The organism is Streptomyces sp. RLB3-17, from assembly GCF_007113425.2.
In the GTDB taxonomy this organism is placed as follows: domain Bacteria; phylum Actinomycetota; class Actinomycetes; order Streptomycetales; family Streptomycetaceae; genus Streptomyces; species Streptomyces mirabilis_D.
In genome coordinates this window covers 5,221,709-5,241,095 of sequence record NZ_CP041610.2, presented here as the reverse complement: position 1 = coordinate 5,241,095, position 19,387 = coordinate 5,221,709, and the positions used below count along the sequence as shown (strand labels likewise).

The window sequence follows — 19,387 nt, the reverse complement described above, 5'->3', positions numbered from 1 at the left end:
CGACAACCCGTCTGCGACAACCCGTCTACGACTTCGTGAAGTAGTGGCCCTCTTCGAGGTCCTCGACGAGTCCGGGCCGCTCGGGGTGCCATCCCAGCCGCTTCCGCGTGAGGGTGCTCGACGCCGGGACGTCCATCGCGAAGAAGTGTCCGAGCCAGCCGAAGTGGTCGGCCGCCTCCTCGCGAGGAACGGCGGCCACCGGCAGCTTCAGGTACCGGCCGACGGCGTCGGCGATGTCGCGGACCGGTACGCCCTCGTCGCCGACCGCGTGCAGCCGCGCGCCGCCGGGCGCCTCCTCCAGGGCCAGCCGGTACAGGTGCGCCGCGTCGAGCCGGTGCCCGGCGGCCCAGCGGTTGGAGCCGTCGCCGGGGTAGGCGGAGACGCCCTTCGCGCGGGCGACGGCGACGATGTGCGGGACGAAACCGTGGTCACCCTCGCCGTGCACCGACGGCGGCAGCCGCACCACCGAGGCCCGCACCCCGCGCTCGGCGAACGACAGCGCCGCCGCCTCCCCGGGGATCCGGGCCGCCGCGGGCGAGGAGAGATCCTGCTCGTCGTCCTCGGTCGCGACACGGCCCGGCACGAGCGTGAGACCGGCGGTCCCGGAGGTCACGACGAAGGGCCGACCGGATCCCACGAGCGCCTCGCCGAGCGTCTGGATGGCGTGGATCTCCGTCCGGGCGGCGGCGGTGAAGTCGGAGGAGCCGTGCGGGAACGCCGTGTGGATCACGCCGTCCGCCGCGTCCGCGGCCGCCCGCAGGCCGTCGAGGTCGTCGAGGGCGCCGCGGTGCACTTCCGCCCCCGCGGCCGTCAGCGACGCGGCGGCCCGGTCCGAGCGGGCGAGGCCGAGAACCCGGTGTCCCGCGTCCAGCAGTTCGCGTACGACGGCGCTGCCGACGAATCCGGTGGCTCCGGTGACGAACACACGCATGGTGCACTCCAAAAGGTGATGAGGTCCGGCCCGGCGGTTGCCCGCCCGGTGGGTCCCCGCCCAGGTGATTCCGGATCCACCGTGCGGCCACGTGGGGTTCCGCGTCCAAGGCCTGTTTCGCAACGGCACATGCGTTTCAGGCATCACCACAGGTCAATGGCGAAAGCTTGCGATCAGCCCGTAGCCACGGGGAATACCATGAAGACATGACGCCCGACTCGTCGCCGCAGCAGCCTTCGCCCCCGGTCGACCTCGACCTGCGGCTCGTGCGGTACTTCACGGTCGTCGCCGAGCACCGGCACTTCGGCCGGGCCGCCACCGCCCTGTGCATCGCCCAGCCGTCCCTGAGCCGGCAGATCCGCCGCCTCGAACAGCAGCTCGGCGCCCGGCTGCTGGACCGTACCCCGCAGGGCAGCCGGCTCACCGAGGCCGGCGAGGTCTTCCTGCCCCAGGCCAAGGCGCTGCTGCGCTCGGCCACTTCGGCCGCGGCGCGCACCCGGGCCGCCGCCCAGCCCAGTCGTGTCACCATCGGCTACACCTCCAGCATCATCGTCACCCCGGCGGTGCGCGAGATGCGCCGGCTGCACCCGGACGCCGAGGTGGTCGCCCAGCACCTCGTCTGGAACGACGCCCACGCGGCCCTGGTCGAGCACCGGGTGGACGTGGCCGTGACCCGCCTCCCGATGTGGACCGACCAGCTCCACGTCACGATCCTCTACGACGAGCCCCGCCTGCTCCTCGTCCCCCTCGACCACCGCCTGGCCGGCAAGGAATCCGTCACCCTCGACGACATCGCCGACGAACCCCTGCCCCGGGTGTCCGACGCGTCCTGGAACGCGTTCTGGCGCATCGACCCGCGCCCCGACGGCAGCCGGGCGCCCGACGGTCCGCTCATCGAGGCACTGGAGGACAAGTTCGAATTCATCGCCTCCGGGCAGGCCGTGGGAATCGTCCCGGCCGACCCGCGCGTCGACAGCATCCGCCCCGACCTCACCACGGTCCCCCTGCACGGTGTCGAACCGAGCCACGTCGTGCTCGCGACCCGCGCCGACGACCGCAGCCGCCTCGTGACGGCCTTCCGCAAGTGCGCCCAGGCCCACCTGGCCCCTCCCGCGTCTCAGGGCCAGAGCAGCTCCTTGCGCCAGCCTCCGCCCTCCGGAGAAGGTTCCGTACGGCGGTAGACGAGCCGTACGTGCCGACGCCTCGCGTCACCCTGGAAGAACTCCACCTCTTCCGGCCGGAGGCGGTAGAGGGTCCACGTCGGGGCCGGGGCGTCGGGCTCGCGCCGAGCGCGGTCCCAGGCCTCGTCCGAGGCCCGTCCCAACTCCTCCACCGAACCGAGCACTTCACTCTGCCCGCCCACGAGCGCGGCGGCCAGCGCTCCCGTCGAACGGGCGTGCAGATCCGCCTGCCCCTCCTCGGCCGGGGCGACCTCGACCGGTCCCCGCAGCCGGATCTGACGGCCCTGGGCGGGCCAGTAGAACCCCAGCGCCGCGTACGGGCGTGCGGAGAGCTGGCGGCCCTTGCGGCTGGTGACATGGCTCGCGAAGGCCCAGCCGTCCGCGTCCGCGCCGTGCAGCATGACGATCCGGACGTCGGGCAGCCCGTCCTCGTCCGCCGTCGCCAGCGACATCGTGTGCGGTTCGCTCTGCCCCGCCGCGACCGCCTCCGCGAACCACTCCGTGAACAGGGGGAGTGGTTCGGCGGGTGCGGATGCCGGGTCGAAGGAGGGCAGCTCTACGTCCCACACCCGCAGTGACCTGAGCAGCTCGTGAAGATCCGTTCCCATGCCCCGAGTATCACTCGGAGGTCCGACAAAGCTGCGTCATCGCCCGCGACGCCTGCGGCTTCCGCAACCCCGGCAACCAGCGCTTAGGCACCCGCTGCGCGACCACCCGTCGAGCCCGTGGACATCCGTGGACACCTCGATGCCCGCTAATTTCGTTGAGCCCGCACCCTGCAATCGTGTTGGCTAGCGGCACCGAACTGTCAGTACCGCAGGTGTCCGCTTGGCTGTAGCAGGGAGTTGAACGTGCAGGACATTGTTGTCGACCCCGTTGCCCACAATCGGGCAGCCTGGGACAAGTATGTCCAAGAGGGCAACGAGTGGTCGAGGCCGGTGAGTGCTGAGGATGTCGAGCGCGCCCGCATGGGCGACTGGTCGATTGTTCTCGTCGGGCGTGAGCCAGTCGACCGCTCCTGGCTGCCGACGGACCTGAACGGCAAGGACGTGTTGTGCCTGGCCTCCGGCGGTGGCCAGCAGGGTCCGATCCTCGCCGCCGCAGGGGCGCGGGTCACCGTATTCGACAACTCACCCCGCCAGCTCGGCCAGGACCAGATGGTGGCGGCGCGCGACGGACTCGAGCTGCGCACCGTCCTGGGCGACATGCGCGACCTCAGCGCCTTCGGCGACGCAACATTCGACGTCGTATTCCATCCGGTCTCCAACCTGTTCGTACCGGACTTGGCACCGGTGTGGCGTGAGTGCTTCCGCGTCCTGCGACCGGGCGGAACTCTGCTCGTGGGCTTCCTCAACCCTGATGTGTACTTGTTCGACCACGAGGCGCTCGACGAGCGCGGCGAGCTGATCGTCGTGCACAAACTGCCCTACAGCGATGTCACGCAGTACTCCGCCGAGGAACGCGCCACGAAGTTCGGCGCGGATGCCGCTCTTGAATACAGCCACACCCTCACCGATCAGATCGGCGGGCAACTCGCCGCGGGGTTCGTCCTCACCGGCCTCGCGGAAGCGCCGCACCAATCCAACGCATCCGCTCCCTACATGTCGCACTATTTTGCGACGCTGGCGGTCAAGCCGGGCTGACCCAGCCGTGGGTTTCCGCTGGGCGACCGGACGGCAGATCGGAGCCGTGGAGGTCAGCCTGCGGCAGCGCGCACCGCGCAGGTCCACCACGTTCGCAGTTCGCGCGGCTCCGTCTGCACCCGGCCGCACCCTCCGGGGGCAAGACCGGTCTCCTCGGCTACTCCGACGCCCGCGCCCTGCGTCGGGCCAGACGCCGCTGGGCCGTACGCTGAACCGCTGCCCGGCCCCTACCTCCCCAGCCCCGACGGGGCCGACGGTCCGAGCACCACCGGCCCCTACCGTCCCAGCACCACCGTCCCCGACGAGCAGAACCACCCGCCCGTCCCGGAGGCCACCGCCAGCTCGGGAAGGCGTCCGCCCGTCCTCCTGACCTGGCGTTCCCCGGCCTCCCCGCGCAGTTGCCGCACTGCCTCCACCAGGAGGAACAGGCCCCGCATCCCCGGATGCTGGGCCGAGAGTCCACCCCCGTCCGTGTTCACCGGCAGCTCTCCGCCCACCGTCAGGCGCCCCTTCTCCACGAACTGACCGCCCTCGCCCTTCGCGCAGAAGCCCAGGTCCTCCAGGGTCACGAGGGTCATGTACGTGAAGGCGTCGTAGAGCTCGGCCACGTCGATCTCGTCGGGCCGCACCCCCGCCCGCTCGAAGGCGAGACGTCCGCTCACCGCGGCGGGGGAGACGGTGAAGTCCGGCCACTCGGACATCGTCGTGTGCGAGACGTGCTCGCCGGTGCCGAGGATCCACACCGGGGCCGTACGACAGTCCCGTACGTACTCCTCGGCCGCCAGCAGCACCGCCGCGCCGCCGTCGGAGCGCAGACAGCAGTGCAGCTTGGTGAAGGGGTCGGCGATCATCGGGCCGGACAGGACGTCGTCGGTGGTGATCGGGGTGCGGAACATCGCCTCCGGGTTCAGCGCCGCGTTCGCCCGCGCCTGGACGGCCACCGAGGCGAGCTGTTCGAGTGTCGTGCCGTACGTGTGCATGTGGCGGCGCGCGGCCATCGCGTACTTGGCGATGAGCGTGTGGCCGTAGGGGACCTCGAACTGGAGGGGGCCCCGGGCGCCGAAGGAGAGGTTGCCGGTGCGGCGGCCCGCCTTGATGTCGGCGCGGGCGGTCGAGCCGTAGACGAGGAGGACGGCCTCGGCGTGCCCCGCCGCGATCGCGTCCGTCGCGTGCGCCGCCATGACCTCCCAGGTGGAGCCGCCGACGGCGGTGGAGTCGACCCAGGTGGGGCGCAGGCCCAGGTACTCGGCCACCTCGACCGGCGGCAGCGTGCCGAGGCCGGCCGACGCGAACCCGTCGACCAGCGAGCGGTCCATCCCCGCGTCCGCCAGCGCGCGCCTGGCGGCCTGGGCGTGCAGGGCGTAGGGCGTCGCGTCGTCCACGCGACCGCAGTCCGAGAGGGAGACACCCACCACGGCGACCTTGCGCTTCCCCGGAGTCATGAATCTGACGGTACATCAGATCCGGCGGCGCGCGGGAGGTCGTCGTGGCTCTGGGCATCCGCACCGCACGGCGCTAATGTGACGGGCCGTCAGATCGGGAGAAAGGGCCTGGCCATGGACGCCCGTTTCACCGCCGAACAGGACGAGATCCGCCGCACCCTGCGGGAACTCCTGCTCAAGCGCTGCGGTCCGGAGGAGGTGCGGTCGGCCGTGCGCACCGGGGTCGGACACGACGCCGGGCTCTGGGAGACCCTCGCGCAGCAGCTCGGGCTGCCGGGGCTCGCCCTGCCCACGGCGTACGGCGGGGTCGGCTGTTCGTTCGCCGATCTCGCCCTCGCCTGCGAGGAGTCGGGGCGGGTCCTCGCGCCCTCGCCGCTGCTCGCCACGGCCGCCCTCGCGGCCCCGCTGATCCTCGCCCTCGGCACCGACGCCCAGCGTGCCGGGCTGCTGCCCAGGATCGCGGCAGGCGAGCTGACCGCCGCCCTCGCGGTACCGGGCGCCGGGCTCCCCACCGCGCTCGGTCTGGTCGGCGACAACGGCGGGGACTGGGCGGGCGGCGGCCGGGCCGGGGGCGTACAGGCCCGGCCGGGCGAGGAGGGCGGCTGGCGCCTCTACGGAGAGGTGGAACGCGTCCTCGACGGGCACAGCGCCGGGCTCCTGCTGGTCGCCGCGCACACCGGGGGGTTCGCCCGGGCCCGGACGCGGATCTTCCTGGTGACGGAGGGCGCCCAGGGGCTCGTACGGATGCGGCAGACGTCGTTGGACGAGACGCGGGCGCAGGGGCGGGTGCAACTGCGCCAGGTGCGGGCCGAGTTGCTCGGTGAGGAGGACGGCGACGTGCTCGGCGCGCTCGCCTCCGTCGGGGACGGCGCCGCCGCCGTGCTCGCCGTCGAAGCCGTCGGTGCCGCCGACCGGGCGCTGGAGCGGACCATCGCCCATGTGCGGCAGCGGGAGCAGTTCGGGCGGGCGATCGGGTCCTTCCAGGCGGTGAAGCACCGGCTCGCGGACGTGTACGTGCGGGTGCAGGCGGCGCGGTCCGCCGCGTACTACGCCGCCTGGGCGGCGGGCGCCGGAGGCGAGCGGGTCGGCGGGCTCGCGCTCGCCCAGGGCCTGGAGGCGCTGCGTACGGCCGCCGCCGAGGCGATCCAGCTGCACGGCGGCATCGGCTTCACCTGGGAGCACGAGGCCCAGCTGTACTTCAAGCGCGCGGCCGGCGACGAACTGCTCTTCGGGCCCGTGCACCGGCTGCGGGCGTACGCCGCCGACGCGGCGCGGCTCTTCGACGGCGCGGAGGTGGCGGTCTGATGGCGCCCGGAATCCGGTCGCGACTCGTCGTGCGGAGTGTGCAGAAGGTGTCCTCGACTCGGGCCTTCGCCCGGATCGCCCCGCACCTCGTCCCGGCCATGGACCGCGCGGTGCACCGGCTGACGCGCGGCAGGGTGCTGCTCAGCGCGCAGCTGCTGCCGGGGATCGTGCTGACGGTGCGGGGCGCCCGCAGCGGGCTGGAGCGGCGTACGCCACTGGCCTGTATGCCGGAGGGGGAGGGCGGCTGGATTCTCGTCGGGTCCAACTTCGGGCGCCCCGATCATCCGGCCTGGACCGCCAACCTTCTCGCCCATCCGGACGCCGTCATCAGCTGGCAGGGCGAGGACATCCCCGTGAGGGCCCGTCTGCTGGAGGGGGAGGAGCGGGACGCGGCGTGGAAGGCGGTGCTGGCGTTCTGGCCGCCGTACGCCACGTACCAGGCGCGGATCGACCGGGAGATCAGACTGTTTCGCATCGTGCGCCGCGGCACATAGCGCAGCAGGCGGCAGTCCACGAGTGGACTGCCGCCTGCATGACAGGATGTGGGCCGAAGGGGGCCCCAAGAGATGCGGTCGCGCTACTTGGTCGGTTTCTTCCCGGTCACCCCGAGGTGCACCAACAGCGCCAGGTTCGGCTTGAGTTCGGCCTGCTTGACGCCCCAGGTCTGGAAGCCCTTCTGGTGCGAGGCCACCGCGGCGAGCATCGCGACGAGGGAACCGGCGATCGCCGCGGGGTTCACGTCCTTGTCGACCTTGCCCTTGGACTGGAGCTCGGAGACCGAGTCCGCGAGGGAGTTGTTCACCGAGTTGAGGATCTTCATGCGGATCTTGTAGAAGCGTTTGTCGCCCTCGGCGGCGCCCAGGTCGACCACGCGCAGGATCGCCTCGTTCTTCCGCCAGAACTCCAGGAAACCGTCCACGAGTTCCTGCGCGGTCGCCCAGCCGGCCTTGCCGACCCAGGAGCGTCCTTCGAGGAGCTGGGTCAACCCGGCGCCCTCCGCGGCCATTTGCTCGGCGATCTCCAGAACGGCGCCTTCGACGTCCGGAAAGTACTGGTAGAAAGTCGCCGGCGACGTCCCCGCCTTCCGGGCGACATCGATGACTTTGACGTCCCGATACGGCGACGAGCTGAGCATTTCACTGAGGCAGTCGAGCAGTTTCTGCCTGGTCGCCTGCCCTCGCCGTCCGGCCACGCGGCCGTCGACGGTACGCACTTGTCCTGTCATGCCGTCAGCTTACCGAGGGGTGATCGGAGCGCGATTCGGCCGACTGCAAATGGGGTGCGTGGGGGAGTGCGGGCGGCGAGTGGGGGGCCCTGGGCGATGTCCGGGAGTGTCCGGGCCGTCGCGCGGAGTGGATGAAAGGCCGTTAACTTGGCCGCATGGCCGTATCCCGGGCGTCCGACGCAACGCACGCCTACCCGGAGGGCGTCCCCTGTTGGGTCGACGCGCAGCTTCCCGATGTGGAGGCGGGCAGGCGTTTCTACGGTGAGCTGTTCGGCTGGACCTTCGGGGAGGGGTTCGAGCCGCACTTGGAGGGCGTGTGGGCACGCCATCACGGGGAGCCCGTCGCCGCCCTCACACCCAAGCGGGACGGCCGGATGCCCACCGTGTGGACGGTGTCCTTCGCGACCCCGGACGCCGCCGCGCTCGCGGCCCGGATCCAGGCGGCGGGCGGGCGGGTGATCACCGCGCCCACCCGGCTGGGCCCCTACGGTACGACCGCCCTCGCGACCGACCCCGAGGGTGGGGTCTTCGGCCTGTGGCAGGCGGGCACCCATCCCGGTTTCGGCGAGCGGCACGAGCCGGGCTCCTTCTGCTGGGCAGAGCTGTACGCGCGGGACCCGGAAACCGTCGACCGTTTCTACGGCACCCTGTTCCACGAAGCCCTGTTCGGCCCCGACGCCTCGCCCGACTTCGGCCGCGCCCCGGTCTCTGGCGTCTTCCCGGCCGAGATGCCGCCGCACTTCCTCGTCCACTTCGGAGTGGAGGACGTCGACGCGGTTCTCGGTACGGTGAACCGGCTCGGCGGACGCGTCCAGGCACCCCCTTTCGACACCTCGTACGGAAGGGCGGCCGTCGTCACGGACAATCAAGGGGCGTCGTTCGCCGTACTCCAGGTACGGGGCCGGTGATTTTGTCCCGAGACACCCCGTTTCGCCCCCGGGTTCGCAACCTGTGGCGCGGACAGGAAGAATCGGGGTGCGTGCCGCCATGGCGGTGCGGTGGTGAGACGCTGCACGGGGCTGCGTTCATACGTGGATGACGTGGCTCGTACGGGGAGGTGGCAGGCAAGTGGTGGATCAGCTGACACAGCACGATCCGCGGCGGATCGGGCCGTTCGAGGTGCTGGGACGGCTGGGTGCCGGCGGCATGGGGCTGGTCTATCTCGCGCGCTCGGCTTCGGGCCGGCGCGTGGCGATCAAGACGGTCAGGACCGAGCTCGCCGAGGACCAGCTGTTCCGGGTCCGCTTCACTCGTGAGGTGGAGGCCGCGCGAGCGGTCTCCGGCTTCTACACGGCGGCCGTGGTCGACGCCGACCCGCGCGCGGCCGTGCCGTGGCTGGCCACCGCGTACGTTCCCGCGCCCTCCCTCGAGGAAATAGTGAACGAGTGCGGGCCGCTCCCGGCCCAGGCGGTGCGCTGGCTGGCGGCGGGCGTCGCTGAGGCGCTCCAGTCGATCCACGGCGCCGGGCTCGTCCACCGCGACCTGAAGCCCTCGAACGTGCTGGTGGTGGAGGACGGGCCGCGGGTCATCGACTTCGGTATCGCCTCCGGTGTTTCGAACACCCGTTTGACGATGACGAACGTCGCCGTCGGCACCCCGGCCTACATGTCCCCCGAACAGGCGAAGGACTCGCGCAGCGTGACGGGCGCGAGCGATGTCTTCTCGCTCGGCTCGATGCTGGTGTTCGCCGCCACCGGGCACGCGCCCTTCCACGGCGCCAACCCCGTCGAGACGGTCTTCATGCTGCTGCGGGAAGGCCCCGACCTGGAGGGCCTCCCGGACGAGCTGCGCCCCCTCATCGAGTCCTGCATGCAGATGGAGGCGACCGGCCGTCCCAACCCCGCTGACCTCCAGGCCCAGTTGGCACCCCACCTCTTCGGCTCCGGCTCCGACGACAGCGGTACGGCGTCGGCGTGGCTGCCCGAGCGGGCGGTGGGCCTGATCGAGTCGCGCCGCGGGGGCCGTCCGCCGGTGAAGCCGCAGTCCTCCGGCGGTCGCAGCGGGGGCGGACGCGGCCCCGCCCTGCCCCCACCCCCCTCGCACGCTCCCTTGCCCGTCGGGGCGCCCGACACGGGTCCCGTGCGGCTCGCGGGCGGCCAGGTGCCCATCGGCCCCGGGCCGCGCGTCGCCGACGCCCGTGCCGCCGCCGTGAAGGCACCTCCTCCGGAGGCGGGACTCGCCGCCTCCTGGTCCCGCCCGCGCGTCGGTGTCAACGGCGCCGACCCCGCGCCGGCGGTCGCTCCGCCGCCCGCCCCGGACTCCCCGTCCGGCTGGCGGCCCTGGCGCTTCCGTATGTCGAACGACGTATGGGGTACGCCCTCCGTCGCGGGCGACCTCGTCTACGTCACCTCCTTCGAGGTCCACGCCCTGGACGTCGCGACCGGCCGCCGCCGCTTCAAGACGCGGGACGTGGCCTGGTCCATGGCGGTCGCGGACGGCCGTATCCACGCCTCCGACGGCCCCACCCTCTTCGCCCTGAACGCGCGGGAGGGCGCGGACCTGTGGCGACTGTCCACGGACGCCTGGGTGTACTCCCTGAAGGCCGACCGCGGGACCGTCATCACCGGTACGCGCGGGGGCGGCGTCCAGGCCTGGGAGGCCTCCAACGGCCAGAAACTCTGGGAGATCACCGGCGCCCAGACCGACTTCGAGTCCCCGGAGGCCGGGCCCGCCGTCCACGACGGCACGGTGTACGTCTGGAAGGACGCCCGGCTGCGTGCCCTGGAGGCCCGTACGGGTGAGGAGCGGTGGTCGTACCCGATCGGCGACGCGGCGTCGTGCGGGGGCGTACCCGTACGGATCACCTCCGCCCCCGACGGCTACGTCTACATCTCCGCGGGCACCCGCGTCCTCGCCGTCGACGTCGCCGGCGGGCACGTGCGCTGGCACTTCGAGGCCCCCGCGGTCTTCCTCTCGCCGCCGACCTTCGTGCCGGGCCCCGCGGTCACGGGAGGCGGCGTCTACCTGGCCGACTACCTCGGCACGGTGTACGCCCTCGACGCGACGGACGGTCGCGACCGCTGGCGCATCGCGACCGAGGCCCGCTCCTCGATCGATCCCGTCCTGGTCGCGGCCGGCCACGTCCACGTCGGCAGCGGCAAGGGGTTGTACACCCTCGACGCGGTCACCGGCACCCCGAAGTGGCGCTTCCAGGCCGGGGGCGACCTCGTGGGCGCGCCCGCGGTCGCCGAGGGCCGCATCCACTTCGGCTCCACGGACCATCTCCTCTACACCCTGAAGGCGGACGACGGGCGGCTTCGGTGGAAGCTGGCGACGGGTGGGGAGATCACCGGTGCGCCGGTGGTCAAGGACGGGGTGGTGTACGCGTGCAGCAAGGACCGGTGCGTGTACGCGCTGGACGCGGAGAAGGGGACGGGCACGGCCCGCACGACGTAGAGGTGACCGGGCCTGTTCTTCGACTGCGGGGCGGTGGGGGCTGGTCGCGCAGTTCCCCGCGCCCCTAAAAGCACCTGATGCGGGGGCCGGGGCGCAGCCCCGCCCCTCAGGGGCGCGGGGAACTGCGCGCCAAGCCCCCACCGCCCCGCAGACGAATCACCGCACCCGGAATCCGTTCGGCTGTCGTGCGGAGAACAGTTCCGTCTGTCGGGCCGGGGGCAGGTTGCCCAGGGCGATGAGGTGCGGCGCCTGGGCGAAAGCGTGGGCGCGGGCGGCCTCGTGGGCCGCCCACAGGGCGCGGACGGTGCCCTGCACCCCCTCGGAGGGGTAGCCGGCGATCACCGTGGCGCAACGGACTGCGGCCTCCAACGCACCGCCGGGCGGGGTGAGTTCGGACACCCATCCGATGTCGTACGCCCGCCGCGCGGACATCCGTTCGGCGTTCCCCATGAGTGCCATCCGCGCCGCCTCCCCGTACGGCATCCGGTGCGCCGCGTACACGGACTCGTACGCGCTGACCATGCCGTACGTCGTGTGCGGGTCGAAGAAGGTGGCGGTCTCGTCGGCGACGACGAACTCCGCCTCCCCGAGGAGGTAGAAGGCCCCTCCGCACGCCATCCCCCGCACGGCCGCGACGACCGGTTTCCACAGGTCGTTGGCCTTCGGGCCGATGCGCAGGAGCGGGTCGTCGACCATGTAGGGGGAGGTGGGCTGGGGGGTTTCGGTGGTGCGGTCGAGGCCGGTGGAGAAGGCCCGTTCGCCCGCGCCCGTGAGGACGACGGCCCGTACCGAGTCGTCGAAGCGCAACGCCCGCCAGGCGGCGGAGAGTTCGGACGCCAGGGCCTCGTCGATGGCGTTCAGTTTCTCCGGGCGGTTCAGGGTGAGGACCGCGACGCCCGTGTCCTTGTCGGCCGCGATCCGCAGCGCGCCGCTGTTCACGACCGGCCGTCCAGAACCCACTGCGGCAGCCCCTCCCCGCCGAACACCACCCGTACCCGCGCTCCGATCCGGATCCGGTCCGGGGGGAAGGAGTCGAGCGGGGCGCCCGGCGCCGTGACCAGGTTGCCGACCAGGCGGATGTGCGGGGCCTCGGCGAGTTCGACGACGATCGCGTTGTACGGGGCCACGGCCGCGTACGCCGGGAGCAGCGGCGGGTGCGGGACGACGTACGACCAGACGCGGCCCAGTCCGCTCATCCGCCGCCACTCGCTGCCGAAGGACCGGCAGTGGGGACAGCAGGGGCGGGGCGGGAAGCGCAGCTCGCCGCAGTCGGCGCACGCCTGGATCCGTAGCTCGCCCTGGGCGGCGTACCCCCAGAAGGGCGCGCCGTCGTCGTCGAGGACGGGGGTGAGAAGGGGCTCGGTCATCTCGGCTCCTCAGTTCCTCAGCAGGATCGCGGAGGTGGGGACGCCCTCCCCCGCCGTGACCAGGCAGGTGGCGGCCCCGGGGACCTGGGCGGTGCTCGTGCCGCGCAACTGCTTCACGCCCTCGTTGATGAGGTTGAAGCCGTGGACGTACGCCTCGCTGAGCCCGCCCCCGCCGGTGTTGAGGGGCAGCCGGCCCCCGATCTCCAGGGCGCCGCCCTCCGTGTAGGCCGCGCCCTCGCCGCGTCCGCAGAAGCCGTAGCCCTCCAGGGAGAGCGGGATCAGGGGGGTGAAGGCGTCGTAGATCTGGGCCACGTCGACGTCGTCCGGGGTGAAGTCGGCGTGTTTCCACAGATGCCGGGCGGCGGTCCAGGCGGGCCCGGTGAGCGGGTCGTCGTTCCAGTAGTTGACCATGCCGTGGTGCTGGGCGGGCAGGCCCTGGGCGGCGGAGTGGACGTAGACGGGGCGCTGCCGGCAGTCCCGGGCGCGCTCCGCGGACACGATCACGCACGCCAACGCGCCGTCCGTCTCCAGGCAGTTGTCGAAGAGGCAGAGGGGTTCGCTGATCCAGCGGGAGGTCATGTACATCTCGCGGGTCAGCGGGCGCTCGTACATCATCGCGGCGGGGTTCTGGTTGGCGCGGTTGCGGCAGGCGAGGGCGACGTTGAAGAGGTGGTCGCGGGTGGCGCCGTACTCGTGCATGTAGCGGCGGGCCAGCATGCCTATCTCGTCGGCCGGTCTGAGCAGCCCGAAGGGGCGGGTCCACTGGGCGGGCGTGGGGAGCTGGACGGTGGTGTTCTTCCACGGCCTGGGCCCGCTGCCGCGCTTGCGCGACCGCCAGGCCACGCCCACCGTCGCCTGGCCGGTGGCGACGGCGGCGGCGAGGTGCGCGACGGTGGCGCAGGAGCCGCCGCCGCCGTAGCCCACCTTGCTGAAGAAGGTGAGATCGCCGAGGCCGACCGCCTTGGCGACCTCCACCTCGTCGGTCTCCTCCATGGTGTAGGAGGCGAGGCCGTCGACTTCGGAGGGCGCGATTCCGGCGTCGTCGAGGGCGGCGAGGATCGCTCGGCAGGCCAAGGTCTTCTCGGACTCGGGGAGTTGCTTGGCGAAGGGGGTCTGACCGATGCCGACGACGGCGGTGGCGTCCTTGATCCCCGGCATGGGTGCACCTCCACGGAAGGGCCCGACTGCTGACAGGCCGTCAGGCTACAGCTAATCTGACGGGTAGTCAGCTAGTGGGTTCGTGGCTACGGGAGGCGTGAGATGCGCGGAGACCTGGAATGGGGCAGCATCCCGGGGCTGATGCGGTCGGCGGCGACGCGCTTCGCGGACCGCGAGGCCGTCATCGAGGGCCGTACGCGGATCTCCTACGCCGAGTTGGGCGCCCGCGTCGAACGTGCGGCGGCCGCCTGCCTCGCGAACGGCGTGCGGCTCGGCGACCGGGTCGCCATCTGGGCGCCGAACACCCTGGACTGGATCGTCTCCGCCCTCGGTGCGGTGTCGGCGGGCGCGGTGCTCGTCCCGCTCAACACCCGCTTCAAGGGCACCGAGGCGGCGTACGTGCTGTCCCGAAGCCGCGCGCGGCTGCTGTTCGTGACGGGGACGTTCCTGGGGACGTCGTACGTGGCGTCGCTGCGACGGGCTGCGGGGGTGAGCGCGGAGGAGGAGGGCGTCGGCGACGGCCCCCTCCCCGGACTCCCGCACCTCGAACAGGTGGTGGTACTGGCGGACGACGCCCCCGCCGACTTCCGCACCTGGAAGGACTTCCTGGCGGACGGGGAGGGTGTCGGGGCGGCGGAGGTGCGGGAACGGGCGGCGGCCGTGCCGGGATCGGCGCCGTCGGACATCGTCTTCACCTCGGGCACGACGGGCCGGCCCAAGGGCGCGGTGATCACGCACGAGCAGAGCCTGCGGGCGTACGAGGTGTGGTGCGAGCTGGCCGGTCTGCGCCGGGAGGACCGCTACCTGATCGTGAACCCCTTCTTCCACACCTTCGGCTACAAGGCCGGGGTGCTCGCCTGTCTGATGCGGGGCGCGACGATGATCCCGCAGCCGGTGTTCGACGTGGACACGGTGCTGGCGAACATCGCGTCCGAGCGGGTCACGGTCCTGCCGGGCCCGCCGACCCTCCATCAGTCCCTCCTCGACCACCCGGCGCGGGCGTCGTACGACCTGTCGACGCTGCGTCTGGTGGTCACGGGAGCGGCCGTGGTCCCCCTCCGCCTGGTGGAACGCCTGCGCACCGAACTGGGCGTGGAGACGGTCCTGACCGCGTACGGCCTCTCGGAGGCCAGCGGATTCGTGACGATGTGCCGCCGGGGCGACCCGTCGTCGGTGATCGCGTCGACCTCGGGCCGGGCCATCCCGGGCGTGGAGGTACGCGTGGAGGCGCCCACGGGTACCCCGGGTGAGGTGCTGGTCCGCGGCTTCAACGTGATGCGGGGCTACTTCGAGGACGCCGAGGAGACCGCCCGCGTCCTCACCCCGGACGGCTGGCTGCGCACCGGCGACGTGGGCGTCCTGGACCCGGCGGGCAACCTCCGCATCACCGACCGCATCAAGGACATGTTCATCGTCGGCGGCTTCAACGCCTACCCCGCCGAGATAGAACAGCTCCTCGGCCTCCACCCCGACATCGCGGACGTGGCGGTCATCGGCGTACCGGACGACCGCCTGGGCGAGGTCGGCAAGGCGTATGTCGTACGGCGGGAGGGTTCCGTCCTCACCTCCGACGACCTCATCGCCTGGTCCCGCCGCGAGATGGCGAACTACAAGGTCCCGCGGGCGGTGGAATTCGTACGGGAACTCCCGCGGAACGCGAGCGGGAAGGTGGTGAAGGGGGAGCTGCGGGGACGGTGAGGCTCGGGCCGCCTGCCCAGGCGTGATCCGACAGGGACGAGGGCCGCGCGGGTCATTCCCGGACGAGGGACTGCCGGGCGACGGCGTGGACGGCGTGGATCTCGTCCATGGCGGCACGCCAGACGGGGGCGTTCCGGTCGGTGGTCCGAGCCGCGTGCTCGGCAGCGCGCAATCGCGCTGCCAGCGCCGGGTTCCTGGCGATCTCCACCGCGACGGCCCACGTCTCGAGGAACTGGACGATCGGCCCGAGGCGGTCCGTGGCCGCGGCGAGCGCGATCGCCTCGTCCTTGTCGCGCTCCATCTCGGCGAGCCGGTGGGGCGCGACCTGCGCCAGAGCACACCGGAGGGCGGCCGGCGTCCGCTCGGGCCGTGTGATGCCGGGCCCGCCGGGCTGCGCGTGCTGTGCGGTCATCATGATCCTCCCCCGGTGAATCCGGCCCTGGACGCACATCGGCCGCGGCGGCTCCCCCTCCGCGCCGCCGCGGCCGATCCCCGTGTGGTGTAAGTCCGCCCCCCCGGCGGGACTTAGACCGGCTCGTCCGTGGCGTGGATGTTGTCCGGAGTCGCGTCGCCGGTGCCGTCGTCCTTGGTGATCAGGTTCTTGGTGGTGAGGGGCTCGCTGGTGGCGTGGATGTTGTCCGTGGTGGCTTCGCCGACCGGCTCGCCCGTGGCGTGGATGTTGTCGGTGCTGTTGGTGTCGCTCATGTGGCTGTCCCCCTGACAGTCTCGGTGCAATGGATGGAGCGGCCCGCCCGGCAGCTCCCCCGTGGGCCGCCGGACGGGCATCTCGGGGCCGCTACCCTAGTGCTACGGCCTCAGGTCGCCCCGTCTGCCCCCCGACGCGACGGATCGACTCGTTGAGAGTGCCGGGCGGCGATAAACGAATGATGAACGTCCAGGCGTGAGTCCTGTGGCAGGGGATTACGCGACGGCGAGCGGGTTGAGGAGCGCCCTGACCGTGGCGGCCTCGGGTGCCCCCAACGTCTCGAAGATGTCGAGGGATTCGCGCCAGCAGACCTGGGCCCGGCCGGAGTGGCCGATACCGTTCAGGGCCTGGCCGAGCACGATGAGGACGTTGCCCCTGCGCCACTCGCCACCGATGCCCCGCAGGACCGTCAGGGCCATCTCGGCGTTCGCCGCCGCCTGAGCCGGGCGCTGGGCCGCGAGGTCGGCCTCCGCGAGGCGGAACAGGGACATCCCCTCCCAGAGGCGCTGGCGGCTGTTGCGGAAGACCGTGAGCGCCTCGCTCAGGCGTGCGGTGGCCTCGGGAAGGCGGCCGCTCTGGGTGAGCGCCAGGCCGAGCGCGTAGCGCCCGTTGGCGCCCTTCAGGGCATGGCCCATGTCGTCGTACATGTCGGTGCCCTGCTGTGCCAGGGACACGGCACTGCTGGTACGCCCGGCGGCGAGGTGGATACGGGAGAGGTTGCACAGCGCGCTCGCCTCGCCGGGGCGGTCGTGGCAGGCCCGGAAGCTCTCGATCGCCCGGGTGAGGTGCGCTTCGCCGTCGTCGTAGTGGTTCTGGTAGAGCGCGATCACGCCGAGGGTGTTGGAGGCCCAGCAACTCGTCAGGTGATCCGTCTCGGCGGCCAGTTCGAGGGCCTGCGCGGCTGCCTCGCGGGCGGGGTCGAAGCGTCCGGTGATGTGGTGGACGTAGGCCAGGGCGACCAGGGCCCGTGCTTCCGCGTGCGAGTCCCCGGCCTCCTGGGCCGCTTCCCGCAGAGCGGCGGCGACCCCCTCGTACGTCTTGGAGTTCGTGCCGGACTCCGCCAGGTCCACGGAGGCCCACAGCGCGTCGACGGTGCGGCGGAGGAATCCCTCCTTGGTGGACTGGCGGACGCAGGCGAGCAGGGAGATCGCCTCCGAGTACAGCCAGTCCTGCGCCCGGTGGCGGTCCTCGAACACCAGCCCCGGGTGCTCCGTCGGCTCCAGGTGGTCCACCAAACGGTCCCCGGGCCGTTCGATCGCGTACACCCCGGCGGCCGTGGCCAAGTAGAAGTCCAGCAACCGCGACATCGCCGCGTCCCGCTCGCTCGGGGGCTGTTCGTCTCGTTCCGCGCAGGCGCGGGCGTAGAGGCGTACGAGGTCGTGGTAGCGGTAGCGGCCGGGGGCGGCGGATTCCAGGAGGGAGGTGTCGACGAGGGATTCGAGGAGGTCCTCGGTGTCCTCGATCGGGAGGTCGAGGACGGCGGCCGCGGCGGCCAGGGAGATGTCGGGACCGTCGGCCAGGCCCAGCAGACGGAAGGCGCGGGCCTGGGCCGGCTCCAGCTGGCCGTAGCCGAGTTCGAAGGTGGCCTTGACCGCGAGGTCGCCGGCCTGCAGCTCGTCCAGGCGGCGGCGCTCGTCGCCGAGCTTCGCCGCCAGGACCGAGACGGTCCAGGTGCGGCGGGCGGCCAGCCGGGAGGCCGCGATGCGGATGGCGAGGGGAAGGAAGCCGCAGGCCGCGACGACGTCGAGGGCCGCCTCGCGCTCCGACGCCACCCGCTCCTCGCCGACGATCTTCGTGAAGAGCTGGAGGGCCTCCTCCGGGGACATCACGTCGAGGTCGACCAGGTGGGCGCCCGCCAGGTCCACCATCCGCACCCGGGACGTGACCAGGGCCGCGCAGCCCTCCGTGCCGGGCAGGAGCGGGCGGACCTGGGCCGCGTCGCGGGCGTTGTCCAGGAGGACCAGGACCCGGCGGCCGTCCAGGACCGAGCGGTAGAGCGCCGAGCGCTCCTCCAGGGAGTCGGGGATGGAGGAGTCCGCCGTGCCCAGGGCACGCAGGAACGCGCCGAGGACCGTCTCCGGCTCCGCCGCCCGCTGCCCCGCACCCTGCAGGTCGACGTACAGCTGCCCGTCGGGGAACGCCGCGCGCGCCTGGTGGGCCACGTGCACGGCGAGGGTCGTCTTGCCGACGCCGCCGATGCCCGCGAGCGCCGAGACGGCCATGACCTGGCCCTCACCCTCGGCGGAGGAGGCGGAGGCCAGGACGTCGCTCAGTTCCTGGACGAAGGAGGCGCGTCCGGTGAAGTCCGTCACGGTGGCCGGGAGTTGGGCCGGGCGGACCGGTGCGGCGATGGGCTCGGCCGCCGGGGCCGAGGGTTCCGCGAGGCCCGGGTCGGCCTGGAGGATCCGCTGCTGGAGCTCCTTCAGGCCCGGGCGCGGGTCCACCCCGAGCTCGTCGGCGAGGAGGCGGCGCGTGTCGGCGTACACGGCGAGCGCCTCGGCCTGCCGCCCGCTGCGGTACAGGGCGAGCATCAGCAGTTCGCGCAGCCGCTCGCGCAGCGGGTGCGCCGCGGTCAGGGCGGTGAGTTCGGAGACCGCCTCCGCGTGGCAGCCCTGCTCCAGGTCCATGTCGAGGCGGGATTCGAGGAGTTGGAGACGCCACTCCTCCAGTCGGGCCCGCTGGGTCTCCGCGTACGGTCCGGGCACGCTCGCCAGCGGCTCCCCGTCCCACAGGCCCAGCGCCCGGTTCAGCAGGTCGCGGGCGGAGCACAGGTCGCCGGAGTGCTTGGCCTTCTCGGCGTCGGCGGCGAGTTCCTGGGCCTCGGCGAGGTCGAGGGAGCTGTCGCTCGCGGCCAGCCGGATCGCGTAGCCGCCGGACTCGCTGATCAGGACGCCGGGGTCCAGGGCCTTGCGGAGCCGGGAGGCGTACGTCCGCACGGCGGCCAGCGCCTGGGGCGGGGACTCCTCGCCCCACAGCGCGTCGATCAGCTCGCCGGACGTGGCCGTCCGGCCCTCCCGCAGCAGCAGCGCGGCCAGCAGGGCGCGTTGCTGCGGGGACCCCGTGGGCAAGGAATCCTCGCCGCGCCAGGCGCGCACCGGGCCGAGCACGCTGAAGCGCAACGCCGCCGATTCCCCGGCACGTCGCTGCTCCGGCACTCGCGGTACACCGTCCATCGCCGTCCCCCTGCCGAACCGTCAGTACTACGAGGCCAGTTTGCCTTGTTCATGGCGGATGCGTCAGCCGTGCGAGACAGCGATCACAGGCCCGCACACCGTACAGGCACGGGGAATCACAGGGCTCTCACAACCACTGCGCACATCTCCGCACAGAGCCGC

The 19,387-nt window shown here is 72.3% G+C and carries 17 protein-coding genes; 7 read left to right on the top strand and 10 right to left on the bottom strand.

All coding sequences use genetic code 11. The features are described from left to right. Window positions 1–25 precede the first annotated feature (25 nt). Entirely contained in the window at window positions 26–931 is a 906-nt protein-coding gene (locus tag FNV62_RS23775; protein WP_143627047.1) for an SDR family oxidoreductase, read from the bottom strand. Window positions 932–1,137: 206 nt separating this feature from the next. Between FNV62_RS23775 and FNV62_RS23770 the strand changes: the two genes are divergently transcribed. After that, window positions 1,138–2,112 (top strand): LysR family transcriptional regulator, encoded by a 975-nt coding sequence (locus tag FNV62_RS23770; RefSeq protein ID WP_144315630.1) that lies wholly within the window; start codon window positions 1,138–1,140, stop codon window positions 2,110–2,112. Here the strand turns inward: FNV62_RS23770 and FNV62_RS23765 are convergent. Then, entirely contained in the window at window positions 2,049–2,720 is a 672-nt protein-coding gene (locus FNV62_RS23765; RefSeq protein WP_097285185.1) for a pyridoxal 5'-phosphate synthase, read from the bottom strand. The genes FNV62_RS23770 and FNV62_RS23765 overlap by 64 nt on opposite strands. A gap of 243 nt (window positions 2,721–2,963) precedes the next feature. Between FNV62_RS23765 and FNV62_RS23760 the strand changes: the two genes are divergently transcribed. Then, window positions 2,964–3,755 carry a class I SAM-dependent methyltransferase gene (locus FNV62_RS23760; RefSeq protein WP_143627045.1) on the top strand — a complete coding sequence of 264 codons (792 nt, stop codon included), beginning with the start codon at window positions 2,964–2,966 and terminating at the stop codon, window positions 3,753–3,755. 275 nt (window positions 3,756–4,030) lie between these two features. On the opposite strand, the gene FNV62_RS23755 is transcribed toward FNV62_RS23760, so the two are convergent. After that, entirely contained in the window at window positions 4,031–5,197 is a 1,167-nt protein-coding gene (locus tag FNV62_RS23755; RefSeq protein WP_143627043.1) for a thiolase C-terminal domain-containing protein, read from the bottom strand. 114 nt (window positions 5,198–5,311) lie between these two features. On the opposite strand from FNV62_RS23755, the gene FNV62_RS23750 reads away from it, so the two are divergent. After that, on the top strand, window positions 5,312–6,502 hold the full coding sequence (locus FNV62_RS23750) for an acyl-CoA dehydrogenase family protein (RefSeq protein WP_143602030.1): 1,191 nt from the start codon (window positions 5,312–5,314) through the stop codon (window positions 6,500–6,502). After that, window positions 6,502–6,996 (top strand): nitroreductase family deazaflavin-dependent oxidoreductase, encoded by a 495-nt coding sequence (locus FNV62_RS23745; RefSeq protein WP_097285181.1) that lies wholly within the window; start codon window positions 6,502–6,504, stop codon window positions 6,994–6,996. The genes FNV62_RS23750 and FNV62_RS23745 overlap by 1 nt, the downstream gene beginning before the upstream one ends. An 83-nt stretch (window positions 6,997–7,079) precedes the next feature. On the opposite strand, the gene FNV62_RS23740 is transcribed toward FNV62_RS23745, so the two are convergent. Next, on the bottom strand, window positions 7,080–7,715 hold the full coding sequence (locus tag FNV62_RS23740; protein WP_054234406.1) for a TetR family transcriptional regulator: 636 nt from the start codon (window positions 7,713–7,715) through the stop codon (window positions 7,080–7,082). 167 nt (window positions 7,716–7,882) lie between these two features. Here FNV62_RS23740 and FNV62_RS23735 point away from each other — a divergent pair, with 167 nt between their 5' ends. Both FNV62_RS23735 and FNV62_RS23730 read left to right on the top strand, forming a co-directional pair. Continuing rightward, window positions 7,883–8,635, top strand: coding sequence for a VOC family protein (locus FNV62_RS23735; protein WP_054234405.1), 753 nt, complete (start codon window positions 7,883–7,885; stop codon window positions 8,633–8,635). Window positions 8,636–8,795: 160 nt separating this feature from the next. After that, complete coding sequence (locus FNV62_RS23730) at window positions 8,796–11,123, top strand: serine/threonine-protein kinase (RefSeq protein ID WP_054234404.1); 2,328 nt, start codon at window positions 8,796–8,798, stop codon at window positions 11,121–11,123. Window positions 11,124–11,279: 156 nt separating this feature from the next. Here the strand turns inward: FNV62_RS23730 and FNV62_RS23725 are convergent, their stop codons facing one another. From FNV62_RS23725 to FNV62_RS23715, 3 genes are read right to left on the bottom strand one after another with little or no spacing between them, the layout of a single operon-like run. Continuing rightward, window positions 11,280–12,062 carry an enoyl-CoA hydratase/isomerase family protein gene (locus FNV62_RS23725; protein ID WP_143627041.1) on the bottom strand — a complete coding sequence of 261 codons (783 nt, stop codon included), beginning with the start codon at window positions 12,060–12,062 and terminating at the stop codon, window positions 11,280–11,282. Beyond that, window positions 12,059–12,490, bottom strand: coding sequence for a Zn-ribbon domain-containing OB-fold protein (locus FNV62_RS23720; protein WP_143627039.1), 432 nt, complete (start codon window positions 12,488–12,490; stop codon window positions 12,059–12,061). The genes FNV62_RS23725 and FNV62_RS23720 overlap by 4 nt, the downstream gene beginning before the upstream one ends. Window positions 12,491–12,499: 9 nt before the next feature. Further along, a complete protein-coding gene (locus FNV62_RS23715; RefSeq protein ID WP_143608411.1) occupies window positions 12,500–13,648 on the bottom strand; it encodes a lipid-transfer protein in 1,149 nt (382 codons plus the stop codon). 102 nt (window positions 13,649–13,750) lie between these two features. Here FNV62_RS23715 and FNV62_RS23710 point away from each other — a divergent pair, with 102 nt between their 5' ends. Beyond that, window positions 13,751–15,346, top strand: coding sequence for a FadD3 family acyl-CoA ligase (locus FNV62_RS23710; RefSeq protein ID WP_144315629.1), 1,596 nt, complete (start codon window positions 13,751–13,753; stop codon window positions 15,344–15,346). Window positions 15,347–15,398: 52 nt separating this feature from the next. On the opposite strand, the gene FNV62_RS23705 is transcribed toward FNV62_RS23710, so the two are convergent. From FNV62_RS23705 to FNV62_RS23695, 3 genes are all read right to left on the bottom strand, one after another. Then, complete coding sequence (locus FNV62_RS23705; protein WP_060899100.1) at window positions 15,399–15,761, bottom strand: hypothetical protein; 363 nt, start codon at window positions 15,759–15,761, stop codon at window positions 15,399–15,401. Window positions 15,762–15,871: 110 nt separating this feature from the next. Then, window positions 15,872–16,051 (bottom strand): hypothetical protein, encoded by a 180-nt coding sequence (locus FNV62_RS23700; protein ID WP_054234399.1) that lies wholly within the window; start codon window positions 16,049–16,051, stop codon window positions 15,872–15,874. A 216-nt stretch (window positions 16,052–16,267) separates the two neighbouring features. After that, complete coding sequence (locus FNV62_RS23695; RefSeq protein WP_097285175.1) at window positions 16,268–19,225, bottom strand: AfsR/SARP family transcriptional regulator; 2,958 nt, start codon at window positions 19,223–19,225, stop codon at window positions 16,268–16,270. Window positions 19,226–19,387: the final 162 nt, after the last annotated feature.